The 14,756-nt window shown below is 72.3% G+C and carries 14 protein-coding genes; 6 read left to right on the forward strand and 8 right to left on the reverse strand.

Going from position 1 to position 14,756, the window contains the following annotated elements:
- Positions 1-9 precede the first annotated feature (9 nt).
- The gene (locus AB0D31_RS09245) at positions 10-387 is read left to right on the forward strand and encodes a DUF779 domain-containing protein (protein ID WP_362719223.1); all 378 of its coding nucleotides are present in this window, start codon (positions 10-12) and stop codon (positions 385-387) included.
- A gap of 97 nt (positions 388-484) precedes the next feature.
- Here AB0D31_RS09245 and AB0D31_RS09250 read toward each other — a convergent pair whose 3' ends face one another.
- The 6 genes from AB0D31_RS09250 to AB0D31_RS09275 all read right to left on the reverse strand — a co-directional run bounded on the left by AB0D31_RS09250 (position 485) and on the right by AB0D31_RS09275 (position 6,264).
- On the reverse strand, positions 485-1,660 hold the full coding sequence (locus tag AB0D31_RS09250) for a winged helix DNA-binding domain-containing protein (protein ID WP_362719226.1): 1,176 nt from the start codon (positions 1,658-1,660) through the stop codon (positions 485-487).
- On the reverse strand, positions 1,657-1,851 hold the full coding sequence (locus AB0D31_RS09255; RefSeq protein ID WP_362719229.1) for a hypothetical protein: 195 nt from the start codon (positions 1,849-1,851) through the stop codon (positions 1,657-1,659). The genes AB0D31_RS09250 and AB0D31_RS09255 overlap by 4 nt, the downstream gene beginning before the upstream one ends.
- A 118-nt stretch (positions 1,852-1,969) precedes the next feature.
- Positions 1,970-2,635 (reverse strand): ATP-binding cassette domain-containing protein, encoded by a 666-nt coding sequence (locus AB0D31_RS09260; RefSeq protein ID WP_362719231.1) that lies wholly within the window; start codon positions 2,633-2,635, stop codon positions 1,970-1,972.
- 367 nt (positions 2,636-3,002) lie between these two features.
- The gene (locus AB0D31_RS09265; protein WP_362719234.1) at positions 3,003-4,121 is read right to left on the reverse strand and encodes an acyl-CoA dehydrogenase family protein; all 1,119 of its coding nucleotides are present in this window, start codon (positions 4,119-4,121) and stop codon (positions 3,003-3,005) included.
- Positions 4,118-5,299, reverse strand: coding sequence for an acyl-CoA dehydrogenase family protein (locus AB0D31_RS09270; protein ID WP_362719237.1), 1,182 nt, complete (start codon positions 5,297-5,299; stop codon positions 4,118-4,120). The genes AB0D31_RS09265 and AB0D31_RS09270 overlap by 4 nt, the downstream gene beginning before the upstream one ends.
- Positions 5,296-6,264: an NADPH:quinone oxidoreductase family protein gene (locus tag AB0D31_RS09275; RefSeq protein WP_362719240.1), complete on the reverse strand. Its 969-nt coding sequence runs from the start codon at positions 6,262-6,264 to the stop codon at positions 5,296-5,298. The genes AB0D31_RS09270 and AB0D31_RS09275 overlap by 4 nt, the downstream gene beginning before the upstream one ends.
- A gap of 263 nt (positions 6,265-6,527) precedes the next feature.
- Between AB0D31_RS09275 and AB0D31_RS09280 the strand changes: the two genes are divergently transcribed.
- Positions 6,528-7,445 carry an SDR family oxidoreductase gene (locus AB0D31_RS09280; protein ID WP_362719243.1) on the forward strand — a complete coding sequence of 306 codons (918 nt, stop codon included), beginning with the start codon at positions 6,528-6,530 and terminating at the stop codon, positions 7,443-7,445.
- 140 nt (positions 7,446-7,585) lie between these two features.
- On the opposite strand, the gene AB0D31_RS09285 is transcribed toward AB0D31_RS09280, so the two are convergent.
- Entirely contained in the window at positions 7,586-8,422 is an 837-nt protein-coding gene (locus AB0D31_RS09285) for an enoyl-CoA hydratase/isomerase family protein (protein WP_362719246.1), read from the reverse strand.
- Between the two features lie 250 nt (positions 8,423-8,672).
- On the opposite strand from AB0D31_RS09285, the gene AB0D31_RS09290 reads away from it, so the two are divergent.
- On the forward strand, positions 8,673-10,100 hold the full coding sequence (locus AB0D31_RS09290; RefSeq protein WP_362719249.1) for an alkaline phosphatase family protein: 1,428 nt from the start codon (positions 8,673-8,675) through the stop codon (positions 10,098-10,100).
- A gap of 252 nt (positions 10,101-10,352) precedes the next feature.
- Here the strand turns inward: AB0D31_RS09290 and AB0D31_RS09295 are convergent, their stop codons facing one another.
- Positions 10,353-10,997 (reverse strand): hypothetical protein, encoded by a 645-nt coding sequence (locus AB0D31_RS09295; RefSeq protein ID WP_362719252.1) that lies wholly within the window; start codon positions 10,995-10,997, stop codon positions 10,353-10,355.
- A gap of 278 nt (positions 10,998-11,275) precedes the next feature.
- Between AB0D31_RS09295 and AB0D31_RS09300 the strand changes: the two genes are divergently transcribed.
- Genes AB0D31_RS09300 through AB0D31_RS09310 form a run of 3 tightly spaced genes read left to right on the forward strand, consistent with a single transcriptional unit; the run spans position 11,276 to position 14,753 of the window.
- On the forward strand, positions 11,276-12,667 hold the full coding sequence (locus AB0D31_RS09300; RefSeq protein WP_362719255.1) for an HlyD family efflux transporter periplasmic adaptor subunit: 1,392 nt from the start codon (positions 11,276-11,278) through the stop codon (positions 12,665-12,667).
- The gene (locus AB0D31_RS09305) at positions 12,664-13,545 is read left to right on the forward strand and encodes an ABC transporter ATP-binding protein (protein WP_362719257.1); all 882 of its coding nucleotides are present in this window, start codon (positions 12,664-12,666) and stop codon (positions 13,543-13,545) included. The genes AB0D31_RS09300 and AB0D31_RS09305 overlap by 4 nt, the downstream gene beginning before the upstream one ends.
- Positions 13,542-14,753, forward strand: a complete 1,212-nt coding sequence (locus AB0D31_RS09310; protein ID WP_362719260.1) for an ABC transporter permease — start codon at positions 13,542-13,544, stop codon at positions 14,751-14,753. The genes AB0D31_RS09305 and AB0D31_RS09310 overlap by 4 nt, the downstream gene beginning before the upstream one ends.
- Positions 14,754-14,756: the final 3 nt, after the last annotated feature.

Consider the following 14,756-nt stretch of genomic DNA (forward strand, 5'->3'; position numbering starts at 1 on the left):
CGAGGAGAGATGACACCCCCGCAGCACCCGGAACCGCCCACCGCGGCACCGCCGGTGGAACTCACCCCGGCGGCAAGCGAGTTGCTCCGCACGCTGCGGGCGGCGCACGGCCCTTTGATGTTCCACCAGTCCGGCGGCTGCTGCGACGGCAGCGCCCCCATGTGCTACCCGCGCGGCGAGTTCCGCACCGGCGACTCCGACGTCCTGCTCGCCTCCCTCGTGGTGGACGGTGTGGCGGAGCCCATCGCGTTCTGGATGTCGAGGAGCCAGTACGCGCTGTGGCGGCACACCCGTCTGATCGTCGACGTGGTGGAGGGCCGCGGCAGCGGGTTCTCGCTGGAGGCTCCGGAAGGGGTACGGTTCCTCATCCGCTCGCGCCTGGTGTGAACCGGCCGCCGATCGCGCCTCAGCCCCGGTCGGTACCGGGTCGCGGCCGCTGTCGTCGGCGCGTACGTCGAGCCGGTGGATCCACCGCCGAGCGGCGTCACCGGGTGAGCCGGCGCTCCAGTGGGGTGCGGAAGCTCGGCTTGATGCGTACGTCGGCGAAGAACGTGGTCAGCCGTGCGGCCTCGGTGGCGATCGCCGCACGTGCTTCGCGGCCCAGGCCCTGCGGGGTCAGGAGCTCCGTGACGATCTCACCGTCGGGCCGTTGGGCCCAGCCGCCCACGACGCGCCCGTCGCACCACACGGTGGGCCCGATGTTGCCGTTGGTGTCGAACAGGTCGGCCTTGTGTCCGGCGTCGAAGTACCAGTCGCGGTCGCGCCAGCCCATGGGGGTGGGGTCGAGCGCGGGGAGCAGCGCGACCCAGGGTTCGGGCTCGGCGGGGGCGTCGAGGTGGGCGGGCAGCGCGTGGCCGGGGCCGTGGTCCAGGTCGACGTCCACGGCCTCGGTGCGGGCAAGCGCCTTGCGGGTGTCGGTGAGCGTCCAGCCCGTCCACCACCTGACGTCCTCGGTGGTGGCGGGGCCGAACGACTCCAGATAGCGGGCGGCCAGCCGCGCCTTCGCCTCGTCGACAGGCAGGTCGGGGTGGGGTTCCACGGGGGTCCAGCGGTACTGGCTCGACGCCCAGGTGCCGAGCGGCCGGCCGCGCCGGATGCGCCCTTCGGCGGCCATCACACCGAGGAAGCGACTGGTGATGCGCGGCCGCGCCTCGTACGGCTTGCCCTCGGCCTGCACGATCTGCTTCTTCAACTCCGGTACGTCGTCGGCCAGTTGAGCCGCGGTCGCTTCGCCGCGCCGCTGGAGCGCCGCCACCACCGCGGCCTCGGTCGCGGCGAACCAGCGTGCGTCGAAGCCGAGCTGCTCCTGGATGACCTTGGCCAGGTTGCGGCGTTCGCGTGCCGCCACGGCGCGGGCGGTCGAGGCGTCCACCACGGGGGCGAGTTCGCGCGGCACCACGAACATGGTGCGCCGCATGCACAGCATCCGCACCAGGGTCCGGTCCTCGTACAGCGCGCGCTCCAGCTCCGTCACGGACGGCTCCCTGAGGCGGGCGGCGACGGAGAGATACACCGAGGCGGGGTCGGTGGCGTGCAGCCCGAGCAGCGCCTCGGCGACCGCCTCCGGGGTGCTCGCGCGAGCGGCGGACGCCAGCAAGTGGCGTGCGCCCAGGCGGGCACGGCGTTCCTCGGCGGTGATCTTCCGGCGGGCCTCGGTCATGGTTTCAGGCTACCGACCACACCCGCCGTCGCGCTCAGACCGTCCAGGATCGTCGGCGCCATGCTCGTACCGGCCAGGAAGAAACCGAGCAGCGCACAGACGACGGCGTGCGAGAGCTTGAGTCCTCCACTCCGCAGAAAGATCATCGCGAGGACCAGCAGCAACAGCACCACCGAGATCGAAACAGCCATGACGAGCCTCCTCCACCGCGCCGGAATGGCGGCGTTCGGGCGTCAGTGTGGCGGAGGAGGCACCGCAGCCCGCCTCAAGACGTGTCCGCCGTACGGGTGTTGACTGCGCGTGACCCCGTCACTCATCGTGTGCGCGGGGAGCGTCCCAGGTGACCGTGCGGTCGCACCAGGTGGCGAGCAGGGCCGGATCGTCGCCGACGGCGAGCAGGGAGGCCCCGGTTGCGTGTCGGTAGTTCCGCACCGTCGCGATGAGGTCGGCGGTGGTCTCGGCGTCCATGAGCGCGGTCATCTCATCGCAGATGAGCAGGCGCGGACGGAGCACCAGGGCGCGGGCGAGGAAGGCGCGTTGGAGCTGGGCGTCGCCGACTTCCCGGATGTCCCGGGTGAGGAGGTCCCCGCCGAGGCCGACGGCGTGAGCCAGTTCGTCGACACGCTCACGGATCTCAATGCGCCGGCCCGAGGCCTTCAGCGGCTCGGCGATCAGGTCACGCAGGCGCAGCGCGGGGTCGGCGGAGAGCCGGGGTGCGTGGAAGACGAAGCCCACGGTGGTGCGCAGGGCGCGCGGGACGCGGTGGCGGTGGCCGGCGACGGGGGTGCCGTCGATGACGACCGTTCCCGCGTCGGGGCGGTGGAGCAGGGCGGCGACCCTGGCGAGCGTCGACTTGCCGCACCCGCTGGTGCCGAGCAGACCGACCGCTTCACCGCGGGCCACGGCGAGGCTCATGTCCCGCACGACGGGCTTGCCCCGCTCGTAACCGGCGGTGATGTTGCTGAGTTCTAGCACTCCTGTAGTCCTCCCGTGCGCGTGGTGGCAGGCGGACCAGCCGTCGAACCGCGACCCCCAGCCCCGACGGAATGTCGGGGATGAACCTGAAGGAACGTTCCGTCAGGATATCGAGCAGACCACGAGCGTACGGGTGAATGTGGGGTGGGGCGCCTCCTGGGGTGGCGGCGTGCCCGTCCCGGGGGGCTGGGGGGCACTTCCGGCTGCGGACCGTGCTCGGCTGAGCGCGCAGTTCCCCGCGCCCCTGGCCTGGGCTCCAGCACCCGGCGTTGATGGGTTCGGGGAGTGGGAACGGCCCCGGGCCCGCGGGGGTGCGCGGGGCGGGGCCGTGTCCTCAGGGGGCGTGCCGCTTAGCGGCGGGTCTTCGTCACGGGGACGGGATGTTGACCAGATCGGCGATCGCCGCCCGGTGCTCGCCCGCCGAACCCAACGCGATCTGGGCCGACTTGGCGCGCTTGAGGTAGAGGTGCGCCGGGTGCTCCCAGGTCATGCCGATGCCGCCGTGCAGCTGTACGCACTCCTCGGCGGCGTGCACGGCGACCCGGGCGCAGTACGCCTGGGCGACGGCCACCGCGAGCGGCGACTCGGGGCTGCCCGTCGCGAGCGCATCGGCGGCGTTGCGTGCGGCGGCACGGGCCGAGACGACCTCAAGCCAGAGCTGCGCCATGCGGTGCTTGAGCGCCTGGAAGGAGCCGACCGGCCGGTTGAACTGCTTGCGCTCGCGGGTGTACGCCACCGTCTCGGTCAGGCACCACTCGGCGACCCCGAGCTGCTCGGACGCGAGCAGCCCCGCCCCGGCGAGCAGGCCCCGGCGCACGGCGGCCGGCGTAACGTCCGGGCCGGCAAGGAGCGTGCCGTTCGCACCGTCGAGGGTGACGGCGGCAAGCGGGCGGGTCAGGTCGAGCGGCGTGAGCGGGGTGACCATGACATCGGCGGCGTCCACCGCGTACAGGCCCTGGGCCGTCGGTACCAGCAGGACATCGGCGGTCGCCGCGTCCGCGACGGCCGACACCGTTCCGGTGAGCGCCGCCGGTGGCCGCACCGAGTCCGGGCCCGCGGAGAACGGCACGACAAGGGCGGCGGTCCGGTGGCCGGACGCCAACTCCCGTACGAGCGCGCCCACTTCGGCGCTCTCCGTAGCGAGCGCGAGCAGGGTCTCCGTAGCGATCACGGCGCTGGTCAGGAACGGGACCGGTGCCACGGCCCGGCCGATCTCCTCCAGGACCACCGCGGCCTCCCGGTGCGAGCCACCCTGACCACCGAGCTTCTCGGGCACGAGGAGCCCGGCGAGGTCCATCCGTGCGCCGAGCGACCGCCACAGGTCGGGGTCGTACGGGGTGTCCGACTCGACGCGGGCGAGCGTGGCCGGGGTGTCGGCGCGGTCGGCGAGCAGGGAGCGTACGGCCGCCCTGAGGTCGTCCTCGGCCTCGGAGTACAGCAGGTCCACGGTGGCTTCTTCGGCGGTCTGTGCCGGCTGCGCTTTCATCGGGCCAGGTCCTTCCAGGCGACGTCCTTGTCGTTGCGCGGCTCGGCGGGCAGCCCGAGGACGCGTTCGGCGACGATGTTCAGGAGCACTTCGCTCGTGCCGCCCTCGATGGAGTTGCCCTTGGAGCGCAGATAGCGGTAGCCGGCGTCGCGGCCGGTGAAGTCGACCAGTTCGGGCCGGCGCATCGTCCAATCCGAGTACAACAGGCCGTCCGATCCCAGGAGTTCGACCTCCAGGCCGCTGATCTCCTGGTTGAGACGGGCGAACGCGAGCTTCATGCCGGAGCCCTCGGGGCCCGGCTGGCCCGCGACGAGCTGCTGGCGCAGCCGTTCGCCGGTGAGCCGGGCGACCTCGGCCTCGACCCACAGGGTGAGCAGGCGCTGGTGCAGATCATGGGTGCGCAGTTCGGGGCGTTCGCGCCAGGTGCGGGCGACCGGGCCGATCATGCCACCCTCGCGCGGGATGCGCATGCCGCCGATGGAGACGCGCTCGTTCATGAGGGTGGTCTGGGCGACCTTCCACCCCGCGCCGATCTCGCCGAGCCGGTGCGCGTCGGGGATGCGCACCCCGGTGAGGAACACCTCGTTGAACTCGGCCTCGCCGGTGATCTGCCGCAGCGGCCGCACCTCGACGCCGGGGTCGGTCATGTCGCAGATGAAGTAGCTGATTCCCTGGTGCTTGGGCAGGCCGGGGTCGGTGCGGGCGATGAGGATGGCCCAGCGGGCGAGGTGGGCGCTGGAGGTCCACACCTTCTGCCCGTCGACCACCCAGTCGTCGCCGTCGCGCCCGGCCCGGGTCCCGAGTGCCGCGAGGTCGGAGCCGGCGCCGGGCTCGCTGAAGAGCTGACACCAGACCTCCTCGCCCACCCACAGGGGACGCAGGAAGCGTCGCTTCTGTTCCTCGGTGCCGTACGTGAGGACGGTCGGCGCGGCCATGCCGAGGCCGATACCGATCCGCCGCGGGTCGTTGTCGGGCGCCCCGGCCGCCGCGAGTTCGGCGTCGACGACGGGTTGCAGGGAGCGCGGCGCGGCGAGACCGCCGAGCCCCACCGGGTAGTGCACCCAGGCGAGCCCGGCGTCGAAGCGGGCCTTGAGGAAGTCGAGCGGCGCGGTATCGGCGGGCGGGTGGGCGGCGAGCAACTCCCGTGTACGTGTGCGCAGTTCGGCGGCGTCGGTCATCGGGCGGCTCCGTCCATGGTGACGACCACACGGCCGGTGGTCGTGCCGTCGGCGACGCGCTGCACCGCCGCGGCGGCGTCCTTGAGCGGGACCCGTTCGCTGATGAGCGGCTTGATCGCGCCGTCGGCGGCGAGCCGGGTGAGCTGCTCGTGGCAGCGGACGATCGATGCCGGGTCCTTCTGTGCGTACAGGCCCCAGTGCAGCCCGACGATCGAGTAGTTCTTGACGAGGGCGTGGTTGAGCGCGGGCGCCGGAACCGAGCCGCTCGCGAAGCCGACGATCACGATCCGCCCCTCGAAGGCGACACACTTGGCGGACTTGGCGTACGCGTCGCCGCCGACCGGGTCGAAGATGACATCGGCGCCGCGCCCGCCAGTGGCCTCCTTCACCGCAGCCACGATGTCGTCAGCACGCCGGTCGATGACCAGGTCACACCCCAACTCCCTTGCCACTGCTGCCTTTTCGAGCCCTCCGACGACGCCGATGACACGGGCTCCGGCGGCCTTGCCGAGCTGCACGGCCGCACTGCCCACTCCCCCGGCCGCGGCGTGCACGAGCAGCGTCTCGCCCTCCTGGAGATGGGCGCGGCGGTGCAGTCCGAAGACGCCGGTCTGGTAGCCGATGTGCAGGGCGGCCGCCTCGGCGTCGTCGAGCGCCTCGGGCGCGGGCAGCAGGGCCACCTCGTCCGCGACGACGTACTCGGCGAGCCCGCCGTGGGGCAGCGCCGGGTTCGCGATCACCCGGCGGCCGTCCTCGGTCTCGCCGCAGATCTCGACGCCGGGCGTGAACGGCAGCGGCGGCCGGATCTGGTACTGGCCGCGGCAGAGCAGGGCGTCGGGAAAGTTGATGTTGGCGGCGCGCACCCGCAGGAGCACCTGCCCCGCTCCCGGCACGGGCCGGTCGATCTCTTCGAGCCGCATCACCTCGCCCGGCTCGCCGTTCTCATGCACTCGCCATGCCTGCATTCGGGGGCCTCCACACGCCGGGCGCGATACGGCTGCGTACCGCTGAGTCCGTTCCTGTACGTTCCTGCACTCGCGAGCATACTAAGCGGTCGCTTGCCGCAAAGGGAATCACCTGAGCTCAGCGGTCCTGGGCTCACTCGGGCCGTGCGGCGCGCGCACGCACCCGCGCGGCACGCGCCGCACGCGCGAGAAGGGCACCGCACGCGCGAGAAGGGCACCGCACGGGCATGGCGATGTGCGGCGCCAGCCGGTAGGGATGCGGCATGACCGATGCCGCCGCACCGAACCCGCGCCCCGCGCACCCCGGACTTCCCGCGCCGCCGCCGCTCGGCGCGTGCGCGCTGCCGCCAGGGACGTACGCGGGAAGCGTGGTGCTGGTCACCGGGGGCGGGTCGGGGCTCGGCAAGGCGATGGCCGCCGAGTTCGCGCGGCTCGGCGCCGATCTCATGATCGTGGGGCGCTCCGCGGACCGGCTCAGGGGCGCCGAGCACGAGCTGGCGGCGCTGGGCGGCCGGGTGGCGTCCGCGGTGTGCGACATCAGGGAGCCGGAGCGGATCGCCGAGGTCTTCGACACCGCGCAGGAGACGCTGGGCCTGCCGGCCGTCCTGGTGAACAACGCGGCCGCCAACTTCCCTTCGCCGGCAGAGGACTTGTCGCCCAACGCGTGGCGGGCGGTCCTGGACATCACCCTGACCGGTACGTGGTTCATGACCCGCGAGTTCGGCCGCCGCCATCTCGCGGCCGGCACCCCGGGGTCGGTCATCAGCATCGGAGCCTCGTACGCCTGGACCGGCGGACCGGGCCACGCCCACTCGGCGGCGGCCAAGGCGGGCGTACGCAACCTCGTCGAGACGCTCGCCGTGGAGTGGGGCCCCTACGGCATCCAGGTCAACGGCCTGGTGCCGGGCCTGATGCCGCACCCGGACCTGCCGGACGCGATTCGCGCGAGCCTCGACCGGGCCGATGACAGCGGCGAACTACCTTTGCGCCAGCCCGCGTTGAGGGTCGGCCTCCCCCGCGAACTGGGCTGGGCCGCCACCTTCCTCGCCTCGCCGTACGCCCGCTTCATCAGCGGCCACACCCTGGTGGTCGACGGGGCGAACTGGCAGCGGCGAGCCTTGGTGGCGCCCCCGGTGAGCAGCGTACGGGAGCAGTTGGGGCGCGGGCCGTTCGGCGCGTAGCCCGGGCGAGGCGGTGTCGGGCTCGGCGTGGTTGAGGCGGCGTCCGGCTCGGCACGGGTGGGGCGGCGTCCGGCTCGGCGCGGTTGAGGCGGCGTCCGGCTCGGCGCGGGTGGGGTTACGTCCGGCTCGGCGCGGGGGTCTCACGCTCCTTCGAAGGAGGGTGGGCGCTTGGCGGCCTTCGCCGCGTAGCCCTCGCGGGCGTCCTCGGAGGTGAGGGTGAGGGCAGCGGCGAGGGCCGTACGGTCGAGGGCTTCGGCGAGTCCCGCGTCGGCGAAGGCGTCGATGTCCCGTTTGACGGCGCGTACGGCGAGCGGTGCGTTGGCCGCGATCTCGGCCGCCACCGCCCCTGCGCTGTCCCTCAACTCGCCGACGGTCACGACCTGTTGGATGAGCCCGATGCGCTCTGCGGTGGGCGCGTCGATGCGGCGGCCGGTGAGCGCGAGCAGCTTGGCCCAGCCGGCACCGGCGTCGCGCGCGATCCGCAGGTCGCCGCCGGCGTCGACGGCCACCCCGATGCCGGTCTCGGGCAGCGCGAACACGGCGTCCTCGGCGGCGATCCTGATGTCAGCCATCAGGGCGAGTTCGAAGCCGAAGCCGAGGCAGTAACCCTGGACGGCGGCGATCACGGGCTGGGGCAGCCGGGCGAAGGCGGCGAAGCGTTCATGGACCCAGCGGATGCCTTCGTAGTACTGGTGGGTACGGTCGGCCGGGGAGCGTCCGGTGATGGCGCCGCCCGGGGCGGTGACGTCGATCCCCGCGCAGAACGCGCGCCCCTCGGCCCGCAGCAGCACGGCCCTGACCGACTCGTCGAAGCGGATGCGGTCGGCAAGCAGGCCCAGTTGGCGGCTGGACTCCCAGCTCCACCCGTTGAGCGTGTCCGGCCGGCACAGGGTGAGGACGCCGATGCCGGACTCGGTGACATCGAGCCTGATGCGTTCCTCTCCCTCGGCGACCCGCCGGTCCAGGGTGTCGATCATCACCTCTCCTCTTCCCTATGCTGACTCCCCGTCAGGTCTGTCGAGACTAGGGGACTTCCCCGTGCGGCGCACCCCCGCGGGAGGGGCGCCGTACGGGCCGCGTGAGGCTCCGGCCCGGGGTTGGTGAAGCGCTCGCTCTTCGTTGGGCTCGTGTTCACCGGTTCCCTCCACCGCGCCACACCGGACAGCGCAAGACTGACTGGCAGGTCCACGTCACTGGTCACAACCGACAGCTCTGGAAGGGGCGTTCATGGCCGAGTTGACACGACGCAGACTCCTGGGATCGGCAGCCGGAGCGCTCGGAGGAGCGGCCGCGCTCTCCCTGCTGCCGCCCAGTATCCAGAAGGCCGTCGCGGCGGGGGCGCCGCGCCGCGGCTCGCTGCGCGACGTCGAGCACGTCGTCATGCTGATGCAGGAGAACCGGTCCTTCGACCACTACTTCGGTACGCTGTCGGGCGTGCGCGGGTTCAGTGACCCCCAGGCGCTCAAGCTCCCGAACGGGCGGTCGGTGTTCTACCAGCCCGACACGGTGAACCCCAAGGGCTACCTGCTGCCGTTCCACCTGGACACCCGCAGCACCAGCGCGCAGGCCATCCCCTCCACCAGCCACGCCTGGGCCGTGCAGCACCAGGCGTGGAACGGCGGCAAAATGGACCAGTGGCTGCCCGCGCACCGCAAGGCGGACGGCGTCAACGGGCCCTATGTGATGGGCTATTACACGCGCAAGGACATTCCGTTCCAGTTCGCGCTCGCGGAGACCTTCACGATCTGCGACAACTACTACAGCTCCGTCCTCGGCCCGACCTGGCCCAACCGCCTCTACTGGATGACGGGAAGCATCGACCCGTCCGGCACCAAGGGCGGGCCGGTGATCAGCAACGCCGCGCCCAGCCCGTACCGGTGGACTACGTACGCGGAACGGCTCCAGAGCGCCGGGGTGAGCTGGAAGGTCTACCAGCAGGACGACGACTACGGCTGCAACCTGCTCGAACAGTTCCAGACCTTCCGCGACGCCAAGCCGGGCTCCCCGCTGTACGAGCGGGGCGTGCGGCCGCAGCCCGTGGGCACCTTCGAGGACGACGCGCGGGCCGACCGGCTCCCGACGGTCTCCTGGATCATGCCGACCAGCTACCAGTCGGAGCACCCGGACTATCTGCCGGCCGCGGGCGCCGACTTCGTGGCGAGCAAGATCGAGGCGATCGCGTCCAATCCGAAGGTGTGGGCGAAGACGGCCTTCGTCCTCAACTACGACGAGAACGACGGCCTGTTCGACCACGTGGTTCCGCCGACTCCGAAGGCGGGTACCGCGGACGAGTATGTCGGCGGGCTGCCGATCGGCGGCGGGTTCCGGGTGCCGGCGATCATCATCTCGCCGTGGACGGTGGGGGGCTGGGTGGCGAGTGAGGCCTTCGACCACACGTCCGCGCTGCGCTTCCTCGAGCAGTTCACCGGGGTCAAAGAGCCGAACATCAGCGAGTGGCGGCGTCGCACCTTCGGCGACCTGACGTCGGCGTTCCGGTTCAGTGTGGGTGCGCCGCAGGCGCCGCGGCTGCCGGACGACACGGCGGAGCAGCTGGCCGAGGCGAAGCGGGAGGTGGCGACGTTGCCCAAGCCGACGCTGCCGGGGGCGGACCAGTCCTTCCCCCAGCAGGAACGCGGCCACCGCCCGCACGTCTAGCCTCCCGGGGCCGGGCCCGCCCTTCGCACCTCGGCCAGCCCGGCCCCCGGGGGTCCGCCGCAGACCCCGTTCGCGCCTTGAGGGCGCTCGTCCTCAATCGCCGGACAGGCCGGCTATGCCCATACAGGCCCACACCCAGCCGGCCGGACGGGCTGAAGATGCCCACGCCGCCCAGCACCGCCACCGCCAGGGGGGCGGGGAACTGCGCGGGCAACCAAGAAACGACCCGCACCCGAAAGCCGGGCCGCGCCCTCAGCGGGTCGGGGTGGACGACGGGTTCGGTGTGGTCGCGCCTCGCTGGGGCAGCAGCGCCTTGCAGATGCCCAGCGCCTGCGCCGACTTGGGATCCGCCGTGTTGAGGCCGCGCATGCCCCCCGCCCCCGGCGACGCCGAGGGAAGGACCACGCCGTGGTCCTTGAGGCAGCTCGTGAACGCCTTCATCGCGGTGCTGTCGCCCCCCGCACCAGCCCGTCCGCCGAACTGCGGACGCAGACTCGCACACGCCTGCGCGGCCTGACGCTGCGCCGGGTCGGCGGAGGCCCCACCACCGAAGCCGCCGAAACCACCACCCCCGTCGGAGTGCCGAGCACCGCCCGAGGGCCGCCCGCTCGGCCGCCCGCTGGGCCACCCACCAGGCCGTCCGCTGCCGGCGGGGCGCGGTGCCATCGTCACGCCGTGCTGCGCCAGGCACTGGCGGTAGGCGTCCATCCCCTTGGCCGTGGACGACGACGCCGAGGACGACGCCACCCCCGACGGCTTCGCCTGCGCGGAGGGCGACGCCGAGGACGAACAGGCCACGAGCAGCAGGCCGCACGCCGCAAGCGTGGCGGTGGAGACGGCGGCCCGCACGGCGAGCGCGGTGCGCGCGGTGGCGGGCCCGCGCTTGGTCCAGGTCATGTCCGGTGTCTCCTCGATGCGTTGGCGGACGACGGCCTCCGGGAAGTGTGTGCGCCGTCGGCGACCCATGACTGAACCGCACCGGGGTGGGTGCCGCCGGGGGAAGGACTGGGAGTTTCCTGGACGCCCCGGCCCACGCGGGGCCCACACGCCACGGGGCACGGTGCGTTCCGTACGCTTCCTCCCCCCATGCGAAGATTCGCGGGTCCTGGTGCTCCCAGGGAACTCCCAGAAAGCTCCCAGGCGTTCCAAAGTGCGGGCGGCCAGGATCCGGCCCCATGAAGGTGCTCCCACGACGGCGCAAAGCCGTCCTGATCAACTCGGTGCTCGGTGTGGCCGTCCTCGCGGGTGCCGGCGGCGCCTACGCGGCGGTGACCAGCCACGACAGCGCTCCCGCACGGAGCGACGCGAAGAGCGTGGCGGTCACGAAGGGTACGGTCCTCGCCACCGTGTCCGGCTCGGGATCCCTCGCCTCGCCGAGCGACGCAGGGGTGAACTTCACCACCGGCGGCAAGCTCACCCAGGTCGACGTGAAGCCGGGTGACAAGGTCACCGCGGGCCAGGTGCTCGGCAAGGTGGATGCCACCGCCGCAAGGGAGACCCTCGCTCAGGACGAGGCGTCCCTGACCGCCGCGCAGGCCAACCTCACCAAGGTGCAGGAGGGGCAGGCGAGTTCGAGTACCGCCACCGGTTCGGGCAACGGTTCGTCGGCGCGCGGCACGGCCAACACCGCGCCCGCGCCCGCAGCGTCGCCGACGGTCGACCCCGCCCAGCTCGCCCAGGCCGAGGCGCAGCTGACCCAGGCGCAGAACGCGGTGGACGCGGCGCAGCGCGCGGTGGACGGCACCACCCTGCGGGCTCCGGTCTCCGGCACCGTGGCCTCGGTGTCCGCGAAGAAGGGTGACACCGTCTCCGGGACCGGCGGCAACACCAGCAGCGGGGGCAGCGGAAGCACCTCGGGCGGCTCCAACTCCGGCTCAGGCAGCAGTAGTTCATCGTCCTCGTCCTCGTCGTCGCTTTCCGGCTTCGTCGTCCTCACCAATCCGTCCGGCATGCAGGTCAGTGCCAACTTCTCCGAGGCCGACGCGCTCAAGCTGAAGCCGGGCCAGGCCGCCACGGTCACGCTCAACGCGGAATCGGACCACACCCTCAACGCCAAGGTCCTCTCGGTCAGTTCGCTGCCCGTCAGCAGCGGCTCCGGGTCCGGCGGGGGCGGCAACAGCAGCTCGGGCAGCGCGGTGCAGTACGCCGCCACCCTGGCCATCACCAGTCCCACCACGGACCTGCGGACCGGGCTCAGCGCGAGCATCCAGGTCGTCACGGGCGAGGCGTCCGGCGCCCTGTCGGTGCCGACCGCCGCGGTCAGCGGCACCGGCGCCAACCGCACCGTGACGGTGGTCAAGGCGGACGGCACCACGGAGCGGACCCCGGTCACGGTGGGCCTTGAGGGCGACAGCTCCGACCAGATCCTCAGCGGTCTGAGCGAGGGCGAGAAGATCCAGCTGGCCGCGGTGTCCGCGACGGGCAGCGGCGGATTCCCCAGCGGCTCCTTCCCCGGTGGTCTCAGCGGCGGGGGCGCACGCACCCGTGGCGCCGGTAGCGGGGGCGGCGCCGGTGGCGGCGGTGGCGGCTTCCGTGCGAGCGGTGGCGGCGGGGGTGGCCGCGGATGACGCCGTCCCTGTGGCCGCGGATGCGCGCGCCTCTGTGGCCGCTCAGGACCACGGCGCTGCCCGAGGCCCCCGAGACCACGGACGCCGGTCCCTGGGCACCGGCGCCGGTGATCGAGGTGCGCTCGCTGATCAAGACGTACGGTCACGGTGACGCGGCCGTGCACGCGCTGAGCGGACCGGTCGATCCGGTGAGCGGGCACGCCCTCGGGGTCGAACTCGTCGTCGAGCAGGGTGACTTCGTCGCCGTGATGGGGAGTTCCGGCTCGGGCAAGTCGACCCTGATGAACATCCTGGGCTGCCTCGACGTGCCGACCTCCGGGCGATATCTCCTGGACGGCATCCACGTCGGCGGGCTCGATGAGCGCCAGCTCTCGCTGGTGCGCAACCGGAAGATCGGCTTCGTGTTCCAGTCGTTCAACCTGGTGCCGCGCACCCCCGCGCTCGCCCAGGTCGAGCTGCCGCTCGCGTACGCGGGTGTGAAGCCGGCCGAGCGGCGCAGACGCGCCGAGGCCGCGCTCACCCTGGTCGGGCTCGCCGACCGGATGGACCACCGTCCCAATGAACTGTCGGGTGGTCAGCAGCAGCGGGTCGCCGTCGCCCGCGCCCTGGTCACCGCGCCCGCGATGCTGCTCGCGGACGAGCCGACCGGCAACCTCGACAGCCACAGCACCGAGGAGGTGCTCGCCGTCGTCGACCGGTTGAACGCGGCGGGACGAACCATCGTTCTGATCACGCACGAGGACGAGGTGGCCCGGCACGCCAAGCGGGTCGTGCGGCTCGTCGACGGCAGGATCGTCGAGGACGTGCGGCAGGCCCGCGTCGATGGTCCGCCGCCCGCCCTGCGCGCGGCCGGCTCGCTGGTCGGAGGCGGCCGGTGAACCCGTTCGAGACGCTGCGCTTCGCCTTCGGCGGGCTCGCGGCGAACAAGGTGCGCTCCGCCCTGACCATGCTCGGGGTGCTGATCGGCGTGGCCGCGGTCATCGTGCTGCTCGCGGTGGGCAACGGTTCCTCGCAGTCCGTGAAGGACTCGATCGAGAAGCTCGGCACCAACGCGCTCACCGTGTCGTCGGGCGGCGGCTTCGGCGGGTCCCGTTCGGCCACCGTCACCAAGCCGCTGACCGTGGACGACGCCAGGGCGCTCGCCGACCCGGCGTCCGCCCCGCACATCGAGTCGGTCGCCCCGGAGACCACCACCTCCCAGACCGCCCTGTACGACGGAACCTCCCACACCGTCAGCCAGGTCGTCGGCACCTACCCGGCGTACTTCAAGGCGTCCAACAGCAAGGTGACCAAGGGCGACTACTTCAGCTCCGACGACGTGCTCGGCTCGCGCAAGGTGGCCGTGATCGGCTCCACCACGGCGACCGATGTGTTCGGCACCACCGACCCGGTCGGCAAGAAGATGACGCTCGGCGGTACACCGTTCACGGTGGTCGGCGTCCTCGCCACCAAGGGCGGCACCGGATTCCAGGACCCGGACGACGTGGTGGTGGCGCCGCTGCCGACCGTGCAGAACGCATTCACCGGCTTCGGCTCCCTCGGCCAGATCCTCGTCGAGGCCAAGTCGGCCGACGCGACCACGGCGGCACAGAGCGAGATCACCACCGTCCTGATGGGCCGGCACGGCATCAAGGACCCGAGCGCGCTGGACTTCCGGGTCAGCAGCCAGGCCTCCCTGCTCACCACACAGGCCGACACCAACAAGACGTTCACGGTGCTGCTCGGCGCGGTGGCGGCGATCTCCCTGCTCGTCGGCGGGATCGGCATCACCAACATCATGCTGGTGACGGTCACCGAACGGACCCGTGAGATCGGCATCCGCAAGGCGATCGGAGCGCCGCGCGGCGTCATCCTCGGGCAGTTCCTCGCCGAGTCGACACTCCTCTCGCTGATCGGCGGAGGGCTCGGGGTCGCGGCGGGCCTGATCGGCTCGCACTTCACCATCGCCGGCATCAAACCGGTGATCATCCCCGAATCCGTCGTCGGCGCGTTCGCCATCGCCGTGGCGATCGGTCTGTTCTTCGGCGGCTACCCCGCCAACCGCGCCGCGAGTCTGCGCCCGATCGAAGCGCTGCGTCACGAATGAACC

This window comes from Streptomyces sp. NPDC048361 (assembly GCF_040651795.1).
GTDB lineage: Bacteria > Actinomycetota > Actinomycetes > Streptomycetales > Streptomycetaceae > Streptomyces.